The sequence below is a fragment of the Grimontia sp. SpTr1 genome (genome assembly GCF_947387585.1).
In the GTDB taxonomy this organism is placed as follows: Bacteria; Pseudomonadota; Gammaproteobacteria; order Enterobacterales; family Vibrionaceae; genus Enterovibrio; species Enterovibrio indicus.
In genome coordinates, this window is the sequence record NZ_CANDOD010000002.1 from 169,310 (window position 1) to 193,748 (window position 24,439).

Annotated in this window: 24 protein-coding genes; 22 read left to right on the plus strand and 2 right to left on the minus strand. The window is 40.8% G+C overall.

All coding sequences use genetic code 11. The features are described from left to right. Positions 1 to 221: 221 nt before the first annotated feature. The 20 genes from rfaH to QL223_RS05070 all read left to right on the plus strand — a co-directional run bounded on the left by rfaH (position 222) and on the right by QL223_RS05070 (position 19,602). Entirely contained in the window at positions 222 to 719 is a 498-nt protein-coding gene (rfaH, locus tag QL223_RS04975; RefSeq protein ID WP_002537777.1) for a transcription/translation regulatory transformer protein RfaH, read from the plus strand. Positions 720 to 914: 195 nt separating this feature from the next. After that, on the plus strand, positions 915 to 1,712 hold the full coding sequence (locus QL223_RS04980; protein WP_002537776.1) for an ABC transporter permease: 798 nt from the start codon (positions 915 to 917) through the stop codon (positions 1,710 to 1,712). Then, positions 1,712 to 2,932 carry an ABC transporter ATP-binding protein gene (locus tag QL223_RS04985; protein ID WP_002537774.1) on the plus strand — a complete coding sequence of 407 codons (1,221 nt, stop codon included), beginning with the start codon at positions 1,712 to 1,714 and terminating at the stop codon, positions 2,930 to 2,932. Before QL223_RS04980 ends, QL223_RS04985 begins: the two co-directional genes overlap by 1 nt. 56 nt (positions 2,933 to 2,988) lie before the next feature. Then, positions 2,989 to 4,818, plus strand: a complete 1,830-nt coding sequence (locus QL223_RS04990) for a hypothetical protein (RefSeq protein WP_281544071.1) — start codon at positions 2,989 to 2,991, stop codon at positions 4,816 to 4,818. A gap of 2 nt (positions 4,819 to 4,820) precedes the next feature. Next, positions 4,821 to 5,759, plus strand: coding sequence for a glycosyltransferase family 2 protein (locus QL223_RS04995; protein WP_281544072.1), 939 nt, complete (start codon positions 4,821 to 4,823; stop codon positions 5,757 to 5,759). Beyond that, the gene (locus tag QL223_RS05000; protein WP_002537767.1) at positions 5,756 to 6,853 is read left to right on the plus strand and encodes a UDP-N-acetylglucosamine 2-epimerase; all 1,098 of its coding nucleotides are present in this window, start codon (positions 5,756 to 5,758) and stop codon (positions 6,851 to 6,853) included. Before QL223_RS04995 ends, QL223_RS05000 begins: the two co-directional genes overlap by 4 nt. Continuing rightward, entirely contained in the window at positions 6,843 to 7,922 is a 1,080-nt protein-coding gene (locus tag QL223_RS05005; RefSeq protein ID WP_281544073.1) for a glycosyltransferase family 2 protein, read from the plus strand. The genes QL223_RS05000 and QL223_RS05005 overlap by 11 nt, the downstream gene beginning before the upstream one ends. Beyond that, on the plus strand, positions 7,915 to 8,694 hold the full coding sequence (locus tag QL223_RS05010; RefSeq protein ID WP_002537764.1) for a hypothetical protein: 780 nt from the start codon (positions 7,915 to 7,917) through the stop codon (positions 8,692 to 8,694). Before QL223_RS05005 ends, QL223_RS05010 begins: the two co-directional genes overlap by 8 nt. Further along, a complete protein-coding gene (locus QL223_RS05015; RefSeq protein WP_002537763.1) occupies positions 8,687 to 9,637 on the plus strand; it encodes a glycosyltransferase family 2 protein in 951 nt (316 codons plus the stop codon). Before QL223_RS05010 ends, QL223_RS05015 begins: the two co-directional genes overlap by 8 nt. Before the next feature lie 21 nt (positions 9,638 to 9,658). After that, positions 9,659 to 10,876 carry an oligosaccharide flippase family protein gene (locus QL223_RS05020; protein ID WP_002537761.1) on the plus strand — a complete coding sequence of 406 codons (1,218 nt, stop codon included), beginning with the start codon at positions 9,659 to 9,661 and terminating at the stop codon, positions 10,874 to 10,876. Between the two features lie 54 nt (positions 10,877 to 10,930). After that, a complete protein-coding gene (locus tag QL223_RS05025) occupies positions 10,931 to 11,707 on the plus strand; it encodes a GNAT family N-acetyltransferase (RefSeq protein WP_002537759.1) in 777 nt (258 codons plus the stop codon). 90 nt (positions 11,708 to 11,797) lie between these two features. After that, positions 11,798 to 12,943, plus strand: coding sequence for a dTDP-4-amino-4,6-dideoxygalactose transaminase (gene rffA / locus QL223_RS05030; RefSeq protein WP_281544074.1), 1,146 nt, complete (start codon positions 11,798 to 11,800; stop codon positions 12,941 to 12,943). Positions 12,944 to 12,962: 19 nt separating this feature from the next. Next, positions 12,963 to 13,601, plus strand: coding sequence for a hypothetical protein (locus tag QL223_RS05035; protein WP_281544075.1), 639 nt, complete (start codon positions 12,963 to 12,965; stop codon positions 13,599 to 13,601). After that, positions 13,591 to 14,226, plus strand: a complete 636-nt coding sequence (locus QL223_RS05040) for an HAD family phosphatase (protein WP_039849808.1) — start codon at positions 13,591 to 13,593, stop codon at positions 14,224 to 14,226. The genes QL223_RS05035 and QL223_RS05040 overlap by 11 nt, the downstream gene beginning before the upstream one ends. Further along, the gene (locus QL223_RS05045; RefSeq protein ID WP_002537754.1) at positions 14,219 to 15,313 is read left to right on the plus strand and encodes a nuclear transport factor 2 family protein; all 1,095 of its coding nucleotides are present in this window, start codon (positions 14,219 to 14,221) and stop codon (positions 15,311 to 15,313) included. Before QL223_RS05040 ends, QL223_RS05045 begins: the two co-directional genes overlap by 8 nt. Further along, a complete protein-coding gene (locus QL223_RS05050; RefSeq protein WP_281544076.1) occupies positions 15,291 to 15,635 on the plus strand; it encodes a hypothetical protein in 345 nt (114 codons plus the stop codon). Before QL223_RS05045 ends, QL223_RS05050 begins: the two co-directional genes overlap by 23 nt. After that, on the plus strand, positions 15,629 to 16,381 hold the full coding sequence (locus QL223_RS05055; RefSeq protein ID WP_002537751.1) for a glycosyltransferase family 2 protein: 753 nt from the start codon (positions 15,629 to 15,631) through the stop codon (positions 16,379 to 16,381). The genes QL223_RS05050 and QL223_RS05055 overlap by 7 nt, the downstream gene beginning before the upstream one ends. 18 nt (positions 16,382 to 16,399) lie before the next feature. Beyond that, positions 16,400 to 17,434 carry a GDP-mannose 4,6-dehydratase gene (gmd, locus tag QL223_RS05060; RefSeq protein ID WP_002537748.1) on the plus strand — a complete coding sequence of 345 codons (1,035 nt, stop codon included), beginning with the start codon at positions 16,400 to 16,402 and terminating at the stop codon, positions 17,432 to 17,434. A 73-nt stretch (positions 17,435 to 17,507) separates the two neighbouring features. Next, positions 17,508 to 18,380, plus strand: coding sequence for a GDP-mannose 4,6-dehydratase (locus tag QL223_RS05065; protein WP_281544077.1), 873 nt, complete (start codon positions 17,508 to 17,510; stop codon positions 18,378 to 18,380). Then, on the plus strand, positions 18,364 to 19,602 hold the full coding sequence (locus QL223_RS05070) for a glycosyltransferase family 1 protein (RefSeq protein ID WP_002537745.1): 1,239 nt from the start codon (positions 18,364 to 18,366) through the stop codon (positions 19,600 to 19,602). Before QL223_RS05065 ends, QL223_RS05070 begins: the two co-directional genes overlap by 17 nt. Here QL223_RS05070 and QL223_RS05075 read toward each other — a convergent pair. Both QL223_RS05075 and QL223_RS05080 read right to left on the minus strand, forming a co-directional pair. Next, positions 19,599 to 20,696: a glycosyltransferase gene (locus tag QL223_RS05075; protein ID WP_039849805.1), complete on the minus strand. Its 1,098-nt coding sequence runs from the start codon at positions 20,694 to 20,696 to the stop codon at positions 19,599 to 19,601. The two genes, QL223_RS05070 and QL223_RS05075, sit on opposite strands and share 4 nt — an antisense overlap. Beyond that, entirely contained in the window at positions 20,696 to 22,579 is a 1,884-nt protein-coding gene (locus tag QL223_RS05080; RefSeq protein WP_039849804.1) for a nucleoside-diphosphate sugar epimerase/dehydratase, read from the minus strand. The genes QL223_RS05075 and QL223_RS05080 overlap by 1 nt, the downstream gene beginning before the upstream one ends. 147 nt (positions 22,580 to 22,726) lie before the next feature. Between QL223_RS05080 and QL223_RS05085 the strand changes: the two genes are divergently transcribed. Then, positions 22,727 to 23,674, plus strand: coding sequence for an SDR family oxidoreductase (locus QL223_RS05085; RefSeq protein WP_281544269.1), 948 nt, complete (start codon positions 22,727 to 22,729; stop codon positions 23,672 to 23,674). An 18-nt stretch (positions 23,675 to 23,692) separates the two neighbouring features. Next, positions 23,693 to 24,247 carry a sugar transferase gene (locus QL223_RS05090; protein WP_281544270.1) on the plus strand — a complete coding sequence of 185 codons (555 nt, stop codon included), beginning with the start codon at positions 23,693 to 23,695 and terminating at the stop codon, positions 24,245 to 24,247. The last annotated feature ends 192 nt before the right edge of the window (positions 24,248 to 24,439 follow it).

Below are 24,439 nucleotides of genomic sequence, written 5' to 3' on the forward strand. Positions count from 1 at the left end.
ATCATCAAAATCTCTCTCAAAAAAACCGCCGAATCAGGCGGTTTTTCTTTGCCCTTTGAAAAAAATTCAATCCCTGCATTCCAAACTATGAACCAGTGCAGACAATTTGTGCAGTTAAAGGCTGTATGCTTGCTGCACAAAGGCCAGCCTAATATACTCTTGAGTTGCTTCGCAAAGACGATGCAAAAACTGGCTAGCAAAGAAATCGACGAGAACAAAAAATGAATCCATGGTATCTGCTCTATTGTAAACGCAGCGAGCAACAACGCGCTGAGCAGCACCTTAAAAGACAAGGCGTCGATTGTTACTATCCCCAGGTAACTGTTGAAAAAATCCGCCGTGGTAAGCGTTCCAGTGAATTGGAGCCGCTATTTCCTAACTATGTATTCGCTTCCTTTGATCCAGAAAAAATCTCCTACACTACCGTTCGTTCAACGCGTGGGGTGGTTGACTTTGTTCGACAGGGACGGTTGCCAGCGACGGTTCCAATTGAGCTGATTACTCATTTAATGTCGCTCGAGGATAGCGATGAGCAACGTGTAGTGCTCGCAGAGATTTTTAAACCGGGTGATGAAATTGAAATCATGACGGGTCAGTTTGAAGGTGCAGAGGCGATCTATAAGGAACCAGATGGTGAATTACGTTCTATTTTGTTGATCAATCTAATAAGCCGCCAGGTTGAAGTGTCTACGGAGAATTCTGCTCTCCGTAAGAAGTAACTAGCTGACTACCCAGCTATGTCCAATCAAATGTTACAGCGTACTTTGGGAACGAAACCCAAGGGCGGTAGCGTGTCAATTATACAATTAGTGTGATCATGGGGTTGTGTAGGAGACTATACGGTAAAATCCCCTTTGGTAGGCAGCCAGAAATGGATGCTGAAACACATTAAGTTTGTTTGTAAGAGAAAATAGATGTTTTCTAAAACCGTTAAAAATTTGTGGAACTATCGTGAGTTTATTACAAGCAATGTAGTACGAGAGTTTCAATTGAAATATCAGAATTCTCTACTAGGAGCGACTTGGAGTGTTATTAATCCGCTATCAATGATTTTGGTCTACACATTGATATTCACAAATATTATGAAAGCGAAGCTGCCTGGTATAGAAGGACATTTTGGTTACAGTATATACATATGTTCAGGGATTATATTTTGGGGTTTCTTTTCTGAGTTGGTTTCAAAGGGGGCAAATGTTTATTTGGATAACGCCAGTTTGCTAAAAAAATTGAAATTTCCTAGAGAGTGTTTGCCAGTCACTGTACTCCTTACAGCGCTCGTTAACTTTTCAATAATATTTTCGCTATTCGCAATGTTTCTCCTCATTACTGGTAATTTCCCATTTTCATCAGTGATACAGATTATACCAATTATAGTTTTGCTATCTATATTTGGGTTGAGTCTTGGCTTTACTTTGGGGGTGGTCAATGTGTTTTTCCGAGACGTAGGTCAACTACTTGGTGTAGTTCTTCAATTCTGGTTTTGGGCCACACCAATTATTTATCCATTAGATATATTACCAGCGCCAATACAAAGCCTTATCCAATTAAACCCTATGACTATCATTGTAGGCTCACTTCAGAAAATATTTGTAATGAACGAGAGTGTTAACTTTTCAGAATTACTCTGGGTTAGTATATTGTCTCTAATCCTATTTATATTTTCACTTTACGTTTATAAAAAGAATGCCAATGAAATTGCGGATGAAATATAATGGGTAAGATAACAGTTGAAGGTCTCACAAAAACATATAAGTGTTATCAATCGCGTTTTCAACGACTAAAGGAGTGGCTTGTTCCATTTAAAAGCTATCATACTGACAAAAACGTATTAAATGATATTAGCTTTAGTGTTGAAGCTGGAAAAGCTGTTGGAATAGTTGGAATCAATGGAGCGGGAAAGAGCACATTATTAAAACTTATAACGGGAATCAGCAAGCCAACAGCTGGCTCGGTAAAAATTGAAGGTTCAGTCTCTGCATTGCTTGAACTTGGTATGGGTTTTCATCCGGAGTTTACAGGCCGGCAAAATGCTGTAATGGCAAGCCAGCTTCTTGGTATGACGAAGAAGGATATTGAAAAGTTAATGCCTTCTATCATCGAGTTTGCGGAAATTGGAGAGTACATAGACCAACCACTTCGAGTCTATTCTTCAGGAATGCAAATGAGGCTGGCCTTCAGTGTGGCTACTGCAGTTCGCCCTGATGTTCTTATCGTTGATGAGGCACTATCTGTCGGAGATACCTATTTTCAACATAAAAGTTTTTCAAAGATTAGAGAGTTTAGAGAGCAGGGGACAACATTACTAATAGTTTCTCATGAAAAGCAAGTAATCCAGAGCATTTGCGATACAGCAATACTGATAAATGGAGGAAAGCTTGAGCTCGAAGGAAGCCCTGAGTTTGTGATGAATTACTATAATGCATTACTTGCCGATTCACAAAAAAAGAACACAAAAATAATCAGTAATGTCAATGAAGAACGTCTTATTACTGGAACGGGTAAAGCAAAGTTAAGTGGATGCAAAATCATAGATAACGAAGGTAGTTCACTTGATGTAGTGGGTTGTGGACAGAAAGTTAAACTCCAGGTTGATACTATAATTGACTATGATTTAGATGACTTTGTTGTTGGCTATTCAATCAAAGACCGACTAGGGCAGGTTGTATTTGGTACCAACACGTACTTCTTGAATGGATGCAAAGGCGAGTCTGTTAAACATGGTGAAAAATTAAGATATATTTTTGAGTTTGACGCAAATCTAGGCCCAGGTTCATACAGCCTATCTATAGCGGTTCACGAAGGTGAGAATCACGTTTCAGAATGTCATGACTGGGTTGATAGGGCATTAGTATTTAATGTTATTAACTTTGAGCAGCCTAATTTTGAAGGAAACTCCTGGATACCGCAAACATTAGAAGCAGAGCGTATTTAGGTGAAACTTATAAATTAAGACTCACGAATATAAACACTGCCTAATATGGAGATGGCATGACGACTATATTGTCCTCAAGCAAAAATAATTGGAATAAAACCTGGCTCTTAGTAATACCATTTCTCTTTATCTTTAGTGTCTTTAAGTACTCTGATGCAATCTTTTCAGCAGAAATGTCCTTGGCAAATGAAGGAGATGGTTTAGGTACTATTGCTGGGATATTCGCGCTACAAGACCTTGTACAACATGAAGGGCTCGGGTATGTGTTTTCAGACTTGGCCAAATTTAGCAACCACGGTCAAGCACTATCTGAAGCAGGACCATTTAGTCAATTCTGGAAAATTGTCAGTGTAACTATTGGCTACTTTTTTTCGCCTCAACTGACATATGATTTAGTCGGAATGCTGGGCTATTTTTTCTCAGCTGTTGCTGCTTTTTATCTTTTCTCATACCTTGGAGCAAATAGACTCATATCCCTGGTGCTTGCTATTGCACTTGTATCTATGGATAACACTATAGCTCGAGCTTACAGTCATCTCTTCGGTCTTGGGGTTATGTTTGCTCCTATTCTGGTTGTGATGACAACAGCGATTGCTTCCAATAATCCGAGTAGAAAATGGCTGATTGTTCTAGCGCTAGTCCATATATTTAATTTCAATGTCAATGAATATTATGGTTACTTTGGCGTTTTTTATACGATTTCTTTTTTCATCGCCCAAACTGCGATAAATGCTAGGAAGGTTGATTGGAAGGAACTAGTTAAAAACCTAACGATTGCGTCAATTGTTTTTGTTTCGGCACTCATACTACTGTACCCAAATGTTATCGGTCAGAGCCTACTACTTAAGCTAGGTATTATTAGTGAAATAAGTAATAAAGGTGGTACTCATGTACACGAATGGGGTGCCTTTACATTTTACTCTGTACAAAAAATCCATGCGTTATTTGAGTCGGATATTTCTTTCATTCAAAATCTTTTGGACAAGGAAAGATTTTCAAACGATCTTTGGGAGATGAGCTATCGAATCGGCTTTGTGCTGCCAGTATCAATCGTTTTGATTTGCTACCATATTGTTTTGATTCAAGGCCGGAAAAGTGTAGATTTCCTTTTAAAGCTTGCGCCTTGGTGTTTGGCTACCTTGGTAAGCCTTTGCTTTGCGTTGTCACCAAACTATAAAATCTCTCTTGTCTCTTTAACCTATGAAATAGCGCCAATGTTCCGCGTGGCAACTAGATCTCTACTTTATTTCAATATAGGTCTTTTCTCTATTCTGGTCATCAGCTTAGTTCATTTAATCAGTATTCTTGATAAAAAAGCTGAGTCCGAGGAGAGGTTCAAAAAGTATAGTATAAGTGCTTTTGCACTATTACTAGTTTTGCTTGTTCACAACGATGTGTCTAGATTAGACTTCTTTGAAAAAATACCAACTCTCAAACTAGATACACAGAGTCCTTACACTGTTTTGAGTGATAGAGAAAACGGTATACTAGTCGAGGTGCCATATTTGTCTCCTAAGAAATCGCCGCCAGAGCAAAGCTATCCATATCTCTTTAATCGACTATTCCATAAAAAGATTTTGGCGAATCAAATCTATACAGGTTCAAATAACAAAAAATACATTGATGATTTGGACAGTCTTTCAGAAAGTATTAATCAATTAGATGAAGGCTTTTTGAATAAATTGATAACAAATGGAGTGAAATACTTCGCCGTTGAAGATAACTACTCCCAAACTAAACTAACCTTGGATAACTCAAGAGATGTAGAGTTAATAGCTGAGGAAAAAGGCGTTAGTATCTATGTAGTAAAAGGCGAAAAAAGTGTGAAGGAAAATAATATTAATAGATTCCTTTTAAATATGTTTAGCCAAAGAGTTATGAACTGAAAATGACAAAGAAAATCACTATTGTAGTTCCGGCCTATAATGAAGAGCTAAATATAAAACCACTTCTTGATAGCATTGATAGTGTTGTTTCGAAAGAGACTTCATATAAATGGGAAGTAAAGTTTGTCGATGATTGTAGTAATGACTCAACATGGGAAGTGATATCTCAACAAAAAGGCTCTGCGAATTTTGAAGTCAATGCAATCAGATTCTCTTCAAACTTTGGTAAAGAGCCCGCGCTAGTGGCAGGCTTGTCAGATAGCATTGAGTCTGACGCTATTATCTTCATGGACGCAGATCTACAGCATCCACCAGAGATGATTCCGTCTTTCCTTCGAAAGTGGGAGGAAGGATATATGAATGTATCTGCTGTAAGGAGTAGTGCGAAAGATTACACAGCATTCAAAAAGTTTTCCTCCGACGTTTTCTATAAAGTAATGAATCTATTTGCAGATATTGAGTTGCCTAGAGGATTGACCGATTTTAAATTGATTGACCGGAATGTTGCCTTGGAGTTTCTAAAATTTAAAGAAAAGGCAGTCATGTTCCGTGGCTTGATTGAATGGTTGGGATTTCGTAAGACTTATATTGAGTTTGAAGCACCAGCTAGATTAAATGGAGAGGCAGCTTACTCCTATAGAAAACTATCTAGGCTTGCAATCAATAGCTTTACATCTTTCTCACTACTACCATTAAAAATTGCAGGTATGTTAGGTGCGCTAATATTGGTTAGTTGCTCGCTTTTACTAATCTATATGCTCATATCAGAGACCATCGGTATCGAAGTCTTTACTCCGATGGCTTACTTTGTTGTATTCAATACATTCCTAACGGGTACAGTGCTGTCAGCGATTGGATTTACAGCAATTTACATCGGACGGATCCATGTTCAAGTGGTAGATAGGCCGCTCTATATTATATCAGACAGGACTCAATCGTGATTTTTTTCTTTGTTGGAACTACAGCTGAACTTATAAAATTGTTTCCAATTATGGTTGAAATGGATCAGAAAGAAATATCCTATGAAATAATATCTAGCGGTCAGAACGATATTACAAATTCAACCATTCTTACCCACTTCGGAATTAAAAAGCCAAAATTAGTTTTAAGTGATACAAACCACAAGAAAACAGCACTAGGTTTAGTTTCATGGTTCGCCAAAACTTTATTTACAAGTGTAGGAAAAGTTAAAAGTATTGCTGAAGCAAAACCAGGTGATGTCCTTGTTGTCCACGGTGATACAGTTTCGACGGTACTTGGCGCTTTACTCGGTAGGATAATTGGAATGAAGATTTGCCATGTAGAAGCCGGCTTACGATCATATAACTATTTCAATCCATTCCCTGAAGAGCTTGATCGAGTACTAACATCTCGTTTAGCCCGTATTCACTTCGCTCCAAATGACTGGGCGGTGAATAATCTAAAGAATAAGAAAGGGAAAATTGTCAACACAAGGGAAAATACCCTTATTGATGGCTTACGCCTTTCCAAAACAGTCGAATTACCTCAAGATCATACGCCTGAAGGAGAGGAGTATTTCGTTTTTGTTATTCATCGCCAGGAAAATCTTTTTGACACAGAGTTTGTAAAATACATTGTTGAGCGTTGTGTTGAAGAGTCTAAGCGTATTCATTGTGTTCTTGTTCTCCATGAACTAACAAAAATTAAGCTAACAGAACTTGGTATCTTGGACTCTCTGAAATCTAACAGTAACATCACTCTAATACCCCGACTTGAGTATGTGGATTTTATGAAGGTTCTAGCAAATAGTCGGTTTATGGTGACAGACGGCGGAAGTAATCAGGAAGAAGCCTATTATATGGGAATTCCGTGTTTGATACTTCGAACACACACTGAACGTGTTGAAGGATTAGAAGAGAACGTACTTTTATCTAAAAAGTCTCGTGCGACTATAGAGACGTTCTTTGATAATCCATATGCCTATCAAAGAGAGTCAAAATTAGGAAGTGAATATCCATCTAGAACTATCGTCGATGAACTAGTACTGATAGAGGGGAGTAAAGTTGGAAACTAACTTACCCATCGTTACTGTTGTGATTGCTACCTATAACTCGATGAAGATGCTTCCGAGAACGTTAGATGCAATTTTCAGTCAAAATTATCCAAAGGATAAATTGGAGATACTGCTAGTTGACGGCGGTTCTACCGATAATACTATTCAATATGGTAAAGAACGCGGCTGCAAAGTTGAGCACAACCCAAGAACTGAACCAGTATTTGCTAAATTTGTAGGCTTCAACGAGGCCAAGGGCGAGCTTTTAGTTTATCTCGATCATGATGAGGTATATAGCCACAGTAATTGCTTACGAGACCAAGTTGACTGTATCCGCGAATATGGGGTCAAAACGGTTATTTCGGCAGGGTATTTAAACCCCAAAGAAGAGCATTTCATAAACGACTATATTAATGAATACGGAGACCCGTTTAGCCTCTTTATATATAGAATATCTAAGTCACCAGAAGTATTCATTAACGATCTCCGAGAAAAGTATGAAGTGTCATTGGAGAACGACAGATATTGTAGCGTGGACTTTGGTGAAAGTAAGCCACTGCCTTTAATCGAACTGCTTGCTATGGGAACTATGATAGATAGAACTTTTTTTTCTGAGAAGTTTCCTAATGTTGTGAGTGTGCCTGAGAATCTACCTCACCTTTTCTACTATCTGATGTCTATTGAAACCAAAATTGGTATTTGTAAAGATCATAGCCTCTATCATTACTCTTCAGAATCAATAGATAAGTATTTAAGAAAGATTAGTTGGCGAGTGAGAAATAATATCCATCATACCGACGATGTTGGTGCCGCAGGTTATTTAATGCGCGAGAAAATGATGGCTAAACGTTCTGGTAAATTTGGAACAGTTAAGAAATATCTTTTTATCCCTTACTCAATTCTTGTTTTTCCTGCTTTGCTAGATTCGATTTACTTAATTTTACATAGGAAGAAGAAAGCATTTTTATTTCATAGTCCCTTATGTTTCTACACGGCATCTCAGATTTTATATCATATGGGTTTGAAGCTTCTTGGGAAAAAGCCTCATTTAAGAAGTTATGATGGAAAGAAGGAAATTAAAAATGATTGAAGTTATCTCGCTAGTTAACTTTTCAAATGAAAAACGTATCGAGTATATCAACAAGTCCTTCAGAAGTTTTCATAACTTCAACAAAAATATTAGACACATTGTTCTTGATTCAACAAATAGTATTGATAGACAAAAGGAAATATACGAAAGCTTAAGTATTGAATATCATCATTTGCCAGGCTCATCTTATATAGAACGACTGAAAAAAATTAGTGAGCTAGTTAAAAATGATTACTTTGTCTTTTTGCCCGATGACTTTGTATGGATATATAACTATCCGATACAAAAGGCTATGGATCAGGCTAAGCGAAATAATGTAGCACAGATAAAACTTTCCTGTAGGGGTATGGAGTGGTTTTCAGACCCTAATCCTCAACCAAAGCCGTGGTTTACAGGAAATCAGCTAATCTCAGGCGAGAAGCTTAAAAGAGAAGAAGACCTTTTTATATCGAATAAACTCTGGTTCAGAAATTTTCACGAACAGTTTTCACTGGCTGCCACGATTACAAATAAAGCATTCTTACATAAAACTGTTGCGAATATACAAGGTGTAATCAACTCTCCCGGAGCAGTAGAGAAAAAGGCGTATTTAAAACTCATTTTTACGCGTTATAAGACAGCGTATTATGACATGAAAATACCTGCTTTTCACTTCTGTGATGTGGAAGTTGAAGGTTCTGCGAAGGAATATACAACTAAAGATATGCTTATAGAAAGTAACTACGAATTATATAACTCTCTGTTTAATGGACAGGAGAAAAACAGTGATTAATACCCCATTAGTATCGATTGGTATTCCAACATACAATAGACCTCAAGAAATCGATAACTGTTTAAAACTCATCCGCCAACAGACTTATGAAAACACAGAAATAATTGTATCTGATAACTCTTCAGATAACAGCAGTATAATCCATGATATCGTCCGTAAGCACATCGAAGAAGACTCACGAATTAAGCTTTATGTTCAAGAACGGAACATCGGGTCTATAGGTAACTTTAAATTTGTTCTCGAAAAGGCCCGAGGCGAATTTTTTATGTGGGCAGCTGATGATGATGAGCTCGAATTAAACTATATAGAAAAACTTCTGCCTAATTTAACAAAATCAAATGATTATGGTTTTGTCGTTTCTGGCTATGATGTCGTTGATAAGATGAGCAATCCTCCTATTATTAGTGACTTTACTAAGTATCTACATGACATCCCCGGAGAGACGCCATACATCAGGATGAAAAATTATATCAGGCAGCCTGATTACTGTGGAAAGTCGAAGATACTGTGGTCGTTGCATCGTACAGAATTGGTAAAGCAGGCTTTTGAGAAAGTATTTGTCGGTTTGGATCAAAAAAGTGATACCACATGGGCAGAACTACCTGTTGAATTTCGTTTATTAGAAATGGCTAATCTTGGCGTCGTAGACGACGTTCTTTTTCACGCCAACCTCCTTCCATCCTCTGAAGGACTCAGAGAGGGAAACCTGTTTAACAACAGAGAGATTGAAATATGCAATCGGTCTTTTAGTGCTTACAGAAGAGCTGTTGAGCAGGGGAGTAACCTGTCTACTAGCGAGAAAACGAGATTGAAATTACTCCTTAAATGGGAAGAGTTCAACAGCATTGCAAGAATGGTTGTGTACGGAGTCATCAAACGACGTTCTCCAACATTGGCCAGAAACATTAAAAAAGTGTGGATGTCCATTGTTGGCGGTAAGTAGACTAGAGCAGTAGATGAACTAATGAAGTATTTTAGAACGGGAATTCTTCTTGTCGTTTTGTCTAATATGAGTAATTTACTCAATTATGGCTTGATGGTTTACATATCCAGAGCACTTACAAAAAATGACTTCGCAGTTTTCTCCTCAGTAACCGCATTAGGTATTTCTATAACGTCGTTTCTGTCTGTTTTTCCTTCATTGTATGTTCTGGTATACAACGACATTAATGTCTCGAAGTCGCGAAGAAGTGAACTTGTAAAAAGTTTAGATTCATGGGCGCTACTCATATCATCCGCCTTCTTTGTCTCAATCTGTATGCTGTCTTTTCCAGCGACGACGTGGCTTAACATCAGCAGCCCACTCCCTATGCTCTTCTACTCTGTATGCCTTTTTAATAGTCTGCTGTTACAGATACTCGTCGGATATTGCCAGGGACAAGGGCGATTTGAACTTCTGCAAGTTCAGGTTTTTCTATTAACGATAACCAAGCTAGTTGCTACTTATCTGATGTTCACATTATTTAATGTGAATGTTTATTACGTTTTCTTCGCAGAGTTTATAGCATCTGGCGTATCACTGTTATTTTTGAAAAATTGGATTGGTTATAGTTTTATACTTAAACCACTTATATTTAATGAGGTTTCACACTACTTTAAAAAATCTATACCTGTCGGTATAACACTGTTTATATCTGGTGTTTTATTATCTTCGGATATAGTTTTTTCCAAATATCTTTTCTCTTCGGAGGTTGCAGGTGATTATTCCGTGGCTTCTAACTTAGGGAAAATTGCATTCTTTGTTTCTGGTGCCATTAGCGGAATTGTATTCGCCATCACGAAAGGTGAAATGAGTAAAGGTAATGATACAAGAAAAGTGCTTTGGTTAGCTATTTTGGCCTCTCTTCTTTGCGGGGGAGTCGTGGTGTTACTTTCTTATCTTTTCCCAAATGAAATTATACTCACGTTATTCGGAGAAAGGTATTTGTCATCAGCGAGCTTGTTTCAAGTGCTCTCAATCTCAATGACTTTACTGAGCATTAATACGGTATGCTTCAACTACTTTCTCGCGGGTGGTAACTATAGATATATTCAATATTCGGTATTCGTCCTTGCCATCTACTCAGCATTTATAATTTTCGGGAATGTAGACAGCCCCCAGACCTTGGCATACACGGTGTTAGGAGTGATGTTCCTACTTCTATCCATGAATATTGTGCAGATTGCACGTCTCCGTTCTTAAAGGTAAAGAACTAAAGAGCTTAGGCGATTGAGCTCGTAAAGAAGAGTATCGAATGTGTTTAAAGTAGATAATGAAGATTTTCACACAGCTGGGCTCGTCGGAAAGCTTGGATACATTAGCTGGGATAGTGACCTGTTTAATAAGCGAATTTACTCCCTCTCTGATGTGAAAATAGAACCTAATCTGTGTCTGGATACTGTTATTCAAGACATCAATGATCATTTTGAATTTATTGAAGCAGACCTTGTCATCACAAGAGTAAAGCAGTCAGATGTCGCAAAAATTAACCTGCTTGAGAGGTTGGGCTTTGGCTTTGTGGAGCTTAGCTATCGCCCATTCAAATCGCTAAATAATAGTGAAAAGGTAAGTATTCCAAAATTTTCATTCAGACTCGTAGGTAAAGATGAAATCTCTCTTATCGCTGAGCGAAGCTTGGGAGTATTTCATCATGGGCGATACCATCAAGACCCACGTTCAGATAATGCGCTCGCGGACGAACGTTACAAAAACTGGCTGCTGAATGCTGTAGAGCATGAGAATCAATCTGTTCTTATCTGTGAGCTTGATGGTAAGTCTTTAGCATTTTTTGTTATTGAGGATAATGGCAACAAAGATTGTTTTCTTTCATTGGTGGCCATTTTTCCGGAGTATCAAGGTAAAGGGCTGGCAACCCCTGTATGGAAAGGGCTATTCAACTATCTGGAACTTAAAGGGTATAGCCACTTTTCTACGAGTATTTCTTCTCACAACGATGCGGTATTTAATTTGTATGTCAAGCTTGGTTTTAAGTTTCCCGAACCTGAAATGACACTCCATAAATGGGTAAACTAAGCCACAACTTGGTACCAACTACCTATCTTCAACTCAAAGTAATTTTGCCTGTTAGAGCGCTCACAATGCTTAGAAGGGCAGGGGATTTTCGTGAACAGCATTCCTTTTAATAAAAGCCCTGTATTGGGTACAGAGATTGATTATATACGCCAAGCTATTGAATCTAGGGCTTTGTGTGGTGATGGCATATTCTCCAAGCGATGTGAGGTGTTATTGACAGAAATGACATCGACTCACCGTGCGTTGATGGTACCTTCGTGCACGGCGGCATTGGAGTTAAGCGCAATACTTATCGATATACAGCCAGGGGACGAAGTTATACTGCCAAGTTTTACTTTCGTATCGACAGCGAATGCTTATGCTCTTCGTGGAGCGAAATTGGTATTCGTCGATATTGAAAAGGACAGTATGAACCTGGATCCGAAAAGAGTCGAAGAGGCTATAACGGATAGAACCAAAGCAATTGTCGTTGTCCACTACGCTGGTATGGCTTGCAAAATGGACGAGATAATGCAGATTGCTGAGAAGAATAACATATATGTTATTGAAGACGCTGCGCAGGCTATTGGCAATCATTACAGAGATCGAGCGCTTGGTAGTATTGGTCATCTTGGTACTTTTAGTTTTCACGAGACAAAAAATATAACTAGTGGCGGCGAGGGTGGTGCGTTACTTATTAATGATGAAAAATTGATAGAACGCGCCGAAATAATTCGAGAAAAGGGTACAAACCGGAAACTTTTCCTGAGAGGTGTGGTAGACAAGTACAGTTGGGTAGATATCGGGTCAAGCTTTCTTCCTTCAGAAATACAATGTGCTTATCTACTTGCGCAGTTGGAGAATATCAAAAAAATTAATGGTAAGCGCCTAGCTCTCTGGAATACATACGCCGCAGAGTTGTCCGTTCTAGAAGAGAAAGGTATTGCAACACTACCATCGGTGCCTGAATACACTGGTAACAATGCACATATCTTCTTTTTAAAATGTAAAAATATTGATGAGAGAAGCGAGTTGATTACTTACTTGAGAAATCACGATGTAGCAGCAGTCTTCCACTACGTACCACTTCATAGTTCAAAGTACGGTAAAACCTCTGGTTTCTTCCATGGTGCTGATCATTTCACAACATGTGAGAGCGAAAAGCTTGTAAGACTACCTCTTTACTTCGAACTAACAGAGAACGAAGTTAAAAAAGTTTGCTCTCTTATACTGGAATTTTTTGGTATCAAAGCTTAAAACCCATGTAGGAATGAATATGGAAGTGATATCGCATCGAGGATATTGGAAGACGAACGAAGAAAAAAACTCTCGGCTCGCCTTCGAACGATCCTTTAATCTTGGTTTTGGCACAGAGACTGATGTCCGTGACAGCCTAGGAAAATTAGTGATTAGCCATGATATGCCAAATGGTGAAGAACTGATGTTCAGCGAGTTTTTAGACATATACGGTGAAACTGGTTGCCATGGTGTTCTCGCCATAAATATCAAAGCTGATGGGCTTCAGGATGAATTACTTAAGATACTTAAAGAAAAAAATATAGAAAACTACTTTATATTTGATACTTCGGTACCTGACCTGATTGTCTCTCTGAAAAAAGGGTTAACGTGTTTTTCAAGGTACAGCGAATATGAACCAAAAACAGCGCTTTGGGATGAATGCTCAGGTGTTTGGTATGATGGCTTTAATGGCATGGTAATTGACCAAGAAATGGTCTCTGACCTGATAAGCCGAGGTAAGAAAGTTGCCATAGTCTCGCCTGAGCTCCACGGAAGAGACTATGAGAGTGTTTGGGAAGCACTGCGTTCTCTACCTCCATCCGTATTTGGGTCTGATAACTTAATTCTATGTACAGATATTCCGGAATCAGCGAGAGATTATTTCAATGGGAACTAAAATAAAAGCAGTTATTTTTGACATGGATGGCGTTCTGATCGACGCAAAAGATTGGCACTATGATGCATTGAATAAAGCTCTGGCAATTTTCGGTCTGGAGATCAATCGATACGACCATCTCGTTACCTTTGACGGACTTTCGACAAAACAGAAACTAGAGATTTTATCGAAGACCCACGTGTTACCAGAGTCGTTGCATAGCTTTATCAATGAAATGAAGCAGCAATACACAATGGATATAACGCATCAACTGTGTAAACCAGTATTCAACCATCAGTACGCACTTTCCAAGTTGCGCGAAGAAGGCTACCAATTGGCAGTAGCTTCGAATTCGATTCGAAATACCGTGAAAGTGATGATGGAAAAATCAAGTTTGATGCCTTATCTAGAATTCTACCTCTCTAATCAAGATGTTAGTAAAGGTAAGCCAGACCCTGAGATCTACCAACTCGCTATACAAAGATTAGGCTTGGATCCAGACGAATGCGTGATAGTTGAAGACAACGAGAATGGATTGAAAGCAGCTAAAGCTGCAAATGCTCACGTATTGAAAGTCGAAACGGTGAACGATGTGACTTTCGAAAATATAAAAAGTTTTATCAAGGAGATAGAACAGAATGATTAATATCCTTATTCCTTTGGCAGGGAAGGGCACCTTTGAGACAGATCAGTCCATTCCGTTTCCAAAAATTCTAGCAGACGTCGGTGGAAAGCTGCTTGTTGAGCGCGCAGCGGCGCCATTTGTGAATCTGGCTGCAGATAAAAAAATTGTCGTTGCGTTGCCGAAAGAAGAATCCGAAAAGTATCGTTTAAATAAAGTACTAGGGTTGCTCAGTCCGGATCTGGAAATTTGCAATATCAACGGTGCAACACAAGGAGCAGCCTGCTCTGCATTGCTTACTATTGAAAAGCTTGATCTAGATGCGCCACTGGTAATTGCCAGTTTCGAGCAAGTACTGAACATCGATCTTCAGAGTGTTATCGACAGATTTTTGAGTGAGGATGTTGATGCAGGTGTGCTGACCTTTGATGCGATTCATCCTAAGTGGTCATACGTAAAATTTGATGAGCATTTCAGGGTCCATCAGGCAGCAGAAAAATCGCCAATTAGCAGGCATGCAATTGCCGGTTTCTATTTTTTCAAATCAGCCAGAGCTTTTATTGAAGCTGCGAAAGAAATGGTCCGCAAAGATGAGAAGACCAATGGTCTTTTCTACATCGCTCCAACACTCAACGAAATTATTCTTAAAGAAGGTTTGGTGCGAGCTATCCCTATTGACAATAAAGACTACTTTCATATCACAGATGCTCACGCACTAGAACATTATGAAGCAGTGGTAGCAGATGAACTTAAGCACAAGACTAAACGTTTGCACAGCCTAACTGAACAGTACGTAGATGCATTTGATAGCAAAGACCTCGACAAAGTGGGGGCGTTCTTTGACGAAAATTTTGCGTTAACTGACCCTTCAAAGTCCGTAAAAGGTAAGTCAAATGTTCTTGCTTATATTAAAGGAATATTCGACTCGGTAGGGGATATTAGCTTTACTGCCAAAAACATCATTGTTTCGAATAATGCTTTCAGTGTGATCGAATTTGAACTGATTATTGACGGAACCAAGCTGATAGGAACAGATGTCATCACTTGGAACACTGAAGGGCTGATGACAAAAATGGACGCATATCTTTATGAAAAAAATGACGAGTCATAAGCTAGAAGACTTTGTTCGAGGATGGTTTGTAGGCGGTTTTGAGCCAACACTGTTCAAAACAACCGACGTTGAAGTGGCTATCCAAAAGTTTAAAAAAGGCGACAAGGAAGCATCTCATTGCCACAAAATTGCCACTGAAATCACCGCTATCGTTTCAGGAAAGGCTCGAATGGGAGAGCTAATCGTCAGTGAAGGTGAGCTCGTTTCCATAGAGCCAGGCACTTACACTGATTTTGAGGCGCTGGAAGATACGACGACTGTTGTCGTGAAGGTTCCAGGCGCATTAAATGACAAATACCTTGAGGAGAGCGAGCAGTGCTAAATATTGTTGTCCCAATGGCGGGCAGAGGTAGTCGCTTTGCGAAGGAAGGATATGAATTGCCTAAGCCGCTGATTGATGTTGGCGGTAAACATATGATCGAAGTGGTGATTCGAAACCTGATACCCCGCTGTGACCATAGGTTCATTTTTGTGTGTCAAAATGAACACATTGAAAAGTACAACCTCAAAGAGATCTTTAGTCGCGCCTGCAAAGACTATGAAGTGATCGGAATTGATGGGGTGACTGAAGGTGCTGCAGTGACAGTTCTAAAGGCACGTGAGTTCATTGACAATGATCAGCCTCTGATGATTGCAAATTCGGATCAGTGGGTAGATATAGATATCAACGAATACCTTGATGATATGCAGCATCGAGATTTGGATGGTTCAATGTTGACCATGAAAGCGGATGATCCAAAATGGTCATACGCGAAATTGGGTGATAATGGCTATGTGACTGAAGTCGTGGAGAAAGTAGTTGTTTCTGATGAGGCGACCGTAGGTATCTATAACTTCCTTCGCGGAAGTGATTTTTGCCACCACGCGGATGAAGTTATTCGTGCAGATATACGGAGTAACGGAGAGTTTTATGTTGCTCCCGTTTATACCTATTTAGCCGAGAATAATGGTAAGATTGGTGTCTACAACATCGGCAAAGAAGCCGACGGGATGTACGGCTTGGGAATCCCATCCGATCTGGAGCTGTTTCTCAGCTTAGATGTATCTCGCAAAGCTACAAATTTCTAGATTCTATTGGAGTACTTAATGAAAACAGCCGTCATTACCGGTATTACGGGACAAGATGCTGCTTATCTCGCTGAATTGCTGCTTGAAAAAGGTTACAAAGTTTACGGCACATACCGTCGCACTAGCTCGGTTAACTTCTGGCGCATCGAAGAGTTAGGCATTAAGGACCACGCTAATCTGGAGCTGGTCGAATACGATCTGACTGACTTGTCTGCTAGCATCCGTTTGCTTCAAACTACTGGTGCAACAGAGGTGTACAACCTAGCAGCACAAAGCTTCGTAGGAGTGTCTTTTGATCAGCCACTGACGACAGCGGAAATCACAGGCATTGGTCCCGTGAACCTGCTGGAAGCTATCCGTATAGTTAATCCGTCAATCCGTTTCTATCAAGCATCTACTTCAGAAATGTTCGGTAAGGTGCAAGAAATCCCTCAGCGCGAATCCACACCTTTCTATCCGCGTAGCCCATACGGTGTAGCCAAGCTTTATGCGCACTGGATGGTTATCAACTACCGCGAGTCTTACGACATTTTTGCAACCAGTGGCATCCTGTTTAATCACGAATCACCACTTCGTGGACAGGAATTTGTTACACGTAAAATCACTGACTCAGTAGCTAAAATTAAACTTGGCAAGCTTGACGTACTGGAGCTCGGCAACATGGACGCGAAGCGTGACTGGGGCTTTGCGAAAGATTATGTTGAAGGCATGTGGAGAATGCTGCAGGCAGAGAAAGCGGATACATATGTCCTAGCGACAAACCGCACTGAAACTGTTAGGGATTTCGTAACCATGGCATTTAAAGCTGCAGGTATTGAACTGGAGTGGCAAGGGCAAGAAGAGAACGAAACAGCAATCGACAAGAGCACGGGTAAAACCGTTGTTAAAGTTAACCCTAAGTTTTACCGCCCTGCTGAAGTTGATTTGCTCATCGGGAACCCGGAAAAAGCGAAGGTTGATCTTGGCTGGGAGCCTAAAACAACGCTCGAAGAGCTTTGCAGCATGATGGTAGAAGCTGACCTTCGTCGTAACGAGCAAGGTTTCTCGTTCTAAGACTTCCTGAAAAATCCTTTTATCCCACAGTGGCACTCAGAAGAGTGCCACTGTTTTTTCATGAGATAGATAGATGAAAACGGTACTCGTGACAGGGCTCTCCGGTTTTACTGGAAAGCATGTGGAAAAAGAGCTTAGAGATAATGGGTACGCCGTTGTTGGGCTCTCGTCAGAATGCGATATCACTGACAAACAAAGCGTAAAGTTAGAGATCGAACGCTTAAATCCGGCGTATGTCATCCATTTGGCAGCATTGTCATTTGTTCAGCACTCTGATCAAAAAGCGCTTTACGATGTGAATGTTTTTGGCACTCTTAACATTCTTGAAGCAATACATGAATTAGGCTTGCCAATTAAGAAGCTAGTCATTGCGAGCAGCGCAAATATCTATGGCAACCCTAAAAACGCCATTAATATTGGCGAGGAGCAAGCCCCTGGTCCTGTTAATCATTACGCGATGAGTAAACTGGCGATGGAGTATATGGTACGTACATGGTTTGACCGTCTACCGATTATTATCACCAGGCCATTTAACTACACAGGTATTGGCCAAGCTGAACATTTCCTTGTACCTAAAATCGTCAAACATTTCCGTGATGGAAAAAAAGTTATCCAATTGGGTAATACCGATGTGTCTAGAGACTTTAGCGACGTGACTGACGTAGCAAAAGTCTATGTAAAGCTAATGGAGAGTGGGGCGACGTCAGAAACCGTAAACGTTTGTTCTGGAAGCCTTCATTCTTTGGAGTCTATCATTAAGACGATGGAAGACATAGCCGGCTATTCAATCGCAGTAGAAGTGAATCCCGAGTTTGTTCGTAGCAATGAGATCAAAGCCCTAAATGGTGACAATACCAAGCTGCAGTCTCTTATTGGATTTACCCCATCAAAACCTTTAAAAGAAACACTCAAAGAGGTTTTCTTAAACAATGAAAGTTCTAATTAATATCACGCCTATTAGGTACCCACTGACTGGTATTGGTTACTACACGCTAAATATTTTGCAGACTCTTTTGGAAAATGACGTAGATGTTGTTGGTTTCCACCCAGGTAGGTTTATTCAAAAGCCTGAACTGCGTGAGATTGTAGATACGTTCGTTGCACCTGCTTCAGACGCGGAAGATGGCGCATCTGATGCTGAAACGAAAAATGCAGTAATGAATAAGAAGACCCTAAAGCGTCGAATTATTGAAATGATTCGATTCATTCCGGGAACATACCGACTGCGCAGTGCGTACTTTCAGCATCGAGTTTCTTCCAAGTTGAACGAACTGGCAGGGCAAGGCTATGTATACTTCGAGCCTAACTATATTCCCTTCAAATATAGTGGTCCAATTCTGACAACAGTGCATGACCTATCTTTTGTGACATACCCAGAATTTCACCCAAGAGAACGTGTTGATTATCTGAAAGTTAACATGGTGGAATCAATTAAAAACTCTGCCCACATTATTGTGGACTCAGATTTCATCTTGGAAGAAATGCACAAGAACTTCCCAGAAAGCAAAGGTAAGACATCTACAGTTCACCTAGCAGTTTCTGATGCGTTTAAACCGCAAGAGAAAGATAACTGTAACAAAGTGCTCAAAAAATTTGGTCTTGAGTACAAAGGCTTTACGTTATCTGTAGCAACACTAGAACCACGCAAGAACCTTAAACGTCTTGTATCTGGCTTCAAACTGCTACCACAGGAAACGAGAAAGCAATGTCCTTTGGTTTTAGTTGGAGACCATGGTTGGATGAATGCAGATCTCATGGCTGAAGCTAAAGAGCTTGTCGCTGCAAAAGAAATCATTATCACAGGTTACCTATCGGATTCTGATCTTAAGGCTCTTTATGCTTCAGCAAAGGTATTTGCTTATCCGTCACTGTATGAAGGATTTGGTCTACCAGTAGTCGAGGCTATGGCGTCAGGCGTTGCGGTCATTACTTCCGGTGTGGGTGCAACTGCAGAAGTTTCGGGTGATAGTGCAGTCCATGTGGACCCATATTCCGAGCAATCAATCTGCGATGCACTGAATCAAATGATTACGGATGATGTAGCAAGGGAAGAAGTAGCAGCGAAAGGTTTGGCTCGCGCTGCTACTTTCAAATGGAAGAATACGACTGAGCAAGTGCTTGATCGATTGTCCGAAATATCAAAAGAAACCTCAGCTAATGTAAATTAGCTGAGCGATTGATATAGCGAAAGATAACTGTCTGCATAACGCTTTGAGGTAAAGTTTTCCTCAAAGCGTTTTCTCGCATTTTGTCCCAGCCTACGAGCCAACTCAGGATCCTTGTCAATAGTATCCATTGCTTCCGCAAATGCTTTTGAGTCAGCCCCTGGTACTTGCAAACCTGTCTCCATGTGGATGTTTACATAAGAGGAGCCAGTACCAATATCACAACTTACGATAGACTTTCCGTATAGTTGAGCTTCAACCAGAGAAATACCAAATGCCTCTGAGCGAAGATGAGATGGGAAAACAAAAGCTTTTGAAAGATGATGCAGTGCCACTTTGTCATCTTCTTCAATAAACCCGACCATTTTAACGTTGGTTAGGTTATTCTCTTGAATGTACTGCTCGAGAGCCGTTTTTTCTGGGCCATCGCCTGCAATCACAACGGGCAAGCCGCTAATCTTTGCAGCCTCAAGTAAGTACTGAAGCCCTTTGTAGTAGCGCAATACGCCAACGAACAAAAAGAAGCCCTCACCAACAGCTGCGCGCCATTCTTCCAACTTTTCTTGTGTAACCTCTGGGTAGGTTGACTCATCAATACCTAGTGGAATAACGTCGACTTTCTCCGAAAACTGCTGCAGGTTAATGCTGCTGGCCGCATATTGCGGAGAGCTAGCAACAATGCGGCCCACTTTACTTAGAAAGACAAGCTCAAGCGGGCGATAAATAAGCTTTAGCAGCTTCTGCTTAACGATATCAGACTGGTAACTTACCAATGTCGGCTTCTTTGCCGCAAATAAGCTCAACAGATCGCCTGTTGGCCAAGGATACTGGTAGTGGATAACGTCATGTTCCTGAGATAGGGTACGAAACTTATTGATAAGTTTGAGAGAAAAGCCGTTCGAAGACACTTCCCATTGTTTTTTAACAACAATAATCCGAGTGCCTTCAAATTCGTATTCTTTATCTTCGTCCCCGAGGGTCAAGATCGTATTTTCATATCCGTTATCAGTACTGCCTTTACAAATATAACGGATCGCTTGCTCAAGTCCGCCCTTGGTTTCCGGGTAGCAAGTCCTGTAGACGTGTAGAATTTTCATTAATTACTCTTGGATTTTAGGGGCGTTGGTTTATAGCCAGTTGGTGCAGTAAGTAGGATAGTCTTGATACATTCCACATCGAAATTATGACAACAAACGTCCAGCTTTTCGAGTAGCGTATGCATCTCTTCCCAAGATAGCTTGTCTTCACAAGCGGTCATGATTTTCTGATGGCTTGTACCTTGAACATTCTCACCGATTAAGAGCTCTTCGAAGAGTTTTTCGCCCGGCCTTAGGCCGGTAAATCGAATTTCTATGTCACCACTCTCATGGTCACCATCATAAAATTCTTTCATACCCATTAGGCTGATCATTCGTTTTGCGAGATCCACGATTTTGACAGGCTCTCCCATATCAAGCACGAAAACCTGGCCATTGTGTCCCATTGCACCAGCTTGGATAACTAGCTGCGCTGCCTCAGGAATCAACATGAAGTAGCGGATAATATCCGGGTGAGTAACGGTGACTGGACCTCCTTCGCGAATCTGCCTTTTAAATAGAGGCACTACAGATCCCGAAGAACCCAATACGTTCCCAAAACGAACCATAGTGAAACAAGTCGATGTTCCCTTATCGGCAAGAGCTTGGAGAACTAATTCGGCCATTCGCTTGCTGGCACCCATTATATTGGTAGGGCGAACGGCTTTATCGGTCGAAATCAGGGTGAAATTTTTAACGCCGGCCTCTATCGCCGCATTCGCACAATGGAGGGTACCAAATACGTTATTGCGAATTCCCTCAATAATATTGTCTTCTACTAAAGGGACATGCTTATACGCAGCTGAATGATAAACCGTATCAATGGCATTGTTGACCATCAATTTTGTCATTCTGTTTTCTTTTTGAACCGAGCCTAAAGCAGCCACTATCTCGAGGTTGATATTCTGGCGTCGAGCAAGAGAAGTGAGTTCTTGATGGATAGAGTAAAGGTTGTACTCGTTAAGCTCGAAAAGAACAAGTTTGGCCGGAGATTGAGATATGATTTGGCGACAAAGCTCTGAGCCAATAGAACCACCAGCACCGGTAACCAGAACATTTTTCCCCGAAATATTCTCGCGAAGTAGATCTAAATCAGGTTCAACTGCCTGCCTTCCAAGCAAATCGGCAATATCGAGATCTCTAACGTCTGTGGCTAGCGCCTTGCCAGCTGCGATATCCTCCACTGAAGGAACAGACTGAACTTCAATGGGCCATGTTGAAAGCTTGTCGAGCAAACGTAAACGATCGCCTTTTTTAATATTGTTGATAGCAAGAAGCAGCTTTACAGGTTGGTAAAGTGATTTTAAACGGTCGAATTCGTCTGCAGAGTGGACCTTTACACCTGTAATGATTTGCCTGTACTTTTTGGGGTCATCGTCTAAAAAAACGACTGGATGGTATTCATCGCCTTGAATGAGCGCATAAGCCAGTTCTCTTCCTGTACTACCAGCGCCATAGATAAATACATTGGGCTTTTGGCGACGATAGTAGTGGTAGTAAATGGTTCTGATGATAATGCGGGGAGCGCCAAGCATCAGCATCGCCAAACCAGCGTAAATAAATGGAACGCTTCTTGGGATAAATGCCTGTAAGAAAAAACCACTCAGCGCAAGAGTAACAGAAGAAAGCACGACAGCTATAAGGATATTGCCTATTGCAGGCATCATCATATAGCGGAGTATCGCCCTGTACATGCCGAGTTTAATGAAGCAAAGAATCGTTACGCAGATAGTGACTGCTAAGCATGCCATTTCAGACATGCCAAAAGGAACATTTAGTGTATCGAGCCTTAATGCCAGTGCGAAATACAGCGAAAAAGTCACGGCTATCAAGTCATAAATAATGCTGATAATTCGTTTATTTTGTCGCTGTGCACTGAGGAGTAACTGAATCGGTGTAAACATTCGGCGTTGTGGTTCTCGTTATAATTTTAAAATGAGTCGATGGTGGAGCAGCAAGCCAAGTATGCGGACATTTTAGGGATGTTTGATGCTGCCCGCCACTGTCTCATGCTAGAATCGTGCGTTTTAAGACCTAGAGTAAGTGAAACAGTGAAGTTTTTTGTGACCGGTGGTAGCGGCTTTGTAGGAAGAAGGGTTGTTGAAGCTGGAAAATCCTTGGGGTGGCATTCTGTTTACCAGTCACGCAGCGCGACTGAAAATGCCGAATGGCAGTTTGTGACTCAGATTGATGGTGATACAGACTGGTCTGGCGCATTAACTGGTGTAGACGTGGTTGTTCATTGCGCCGCTCGTGTTCACCAAATGACAGAATCCCAAAGCCCTGAAGATGTTTTGGCTTCTTATCGGGAAGTTAACACCTTAGGTACACTAAACCTTGCTCGGCAGGCCGCCCAAAGTGGCGTTAAGCGTTTCGTCTTTATCAGCTCCATTAAAGTTAATGGTGAGAAAACCGAAAAAGGTGGAGCATTTGAACCTACTTTGGCTGATTCCCCGACAGATCCCTACGGCTTAAGCAAATATGAAGCTGAAATTGGCCTGAGGGAGATAGCTGAAGAGACAGGATTGGAAGTGGTAATCATACGACCCCCTTTGGTTTATGGGCCGGGTGTCAAAGCCAACTTTGAATCCATGATGAAGCTTATGCGCAAAGGCATACCGCTCCCATTTGGTGCGATTAATAACCAACGTAGCCTGGTATATATAGACAACCTCGTTTCGCTCATTATGACCTGTTGCGAACACCCGAATGCTGCCAACAAAACATTCTTGGTGTCCGATAACGATGACGTTTCGACAACACGCCTGATGCAGCAAATAGCTGATAGTATGTCCAGACCTGCGCGCCTTATTCCAATTCCGCAGAGCTTGATAGAAGTGAGCGCTAAAGTGTTGGGGAAATCCCATTTGTCCGATCGCCTCTGTGGCAATCTGCAATTAAACGTTACCGAGACATTAAACACCTTGTCCTGGAAGCCTCCCGTCACGTTCGAGAAAGGCATTCATGAAACTGTCAGTGCATTTTTGTCTGATAAATGAAGTAATCTATGAGAAAAAATAATGTTAAGATTCTTTGACTTTTTCTTTGCCCTATTGGGGCTACTTTTCCTGTGGCCAGTTCTTCTTATCGTGACAGTGATTGGTTACTTTGATACAGGTTCTCCTATCTTTAGGCAAACGCGCGTAGGCAAAAACCAAAAACCATTTACCCTGATAAAATTCCGGACCATGGCACCGGACACCGCATCAGTGGCGACACATCTTGCCAGTGCATCGTCAGTTACAAAACTAGGGGCTTTCTTGAGAAAAACCAAGTTAGACGAATTGCCCCAGCTTATTAATGTAGTAAAAGGTGAGATGAGCCTGGTAGGCCCTCGTCCTTGTCTTTTTAACCAAGAAGAGCTTATCGCTGAACGAGATTCAAGAGGGGTCTTTGACGTTTTACCTGGTATTACTGGCTTGGCGCAGGTAAACGAAATTGATATGTCGACACCTAAATTGCTTGCCGAATGGGATCAAAAGATGATTCAAACGCTGACGGTGAAACTTTACTTTACCTATATTATTCAAACAGCTACTGGCGGTGGTGCTGGCGACAGAATCAAAAGTTAGCCACAGATTCTATAAAGCGCTCCCTAATGGAGCGCTTTGTCAACGCGCCAAACTAAATTACCCACTTGATCGAAACCCTTCTGAAATACTCTTCTAGTTTCACCTTAAATTCCCAACTCTGTCCGGCACATAATCTTCCTCACTTTATGCTTGCTTGATATACGGCAGACTGGCCTTACAAGCCATTGCCGA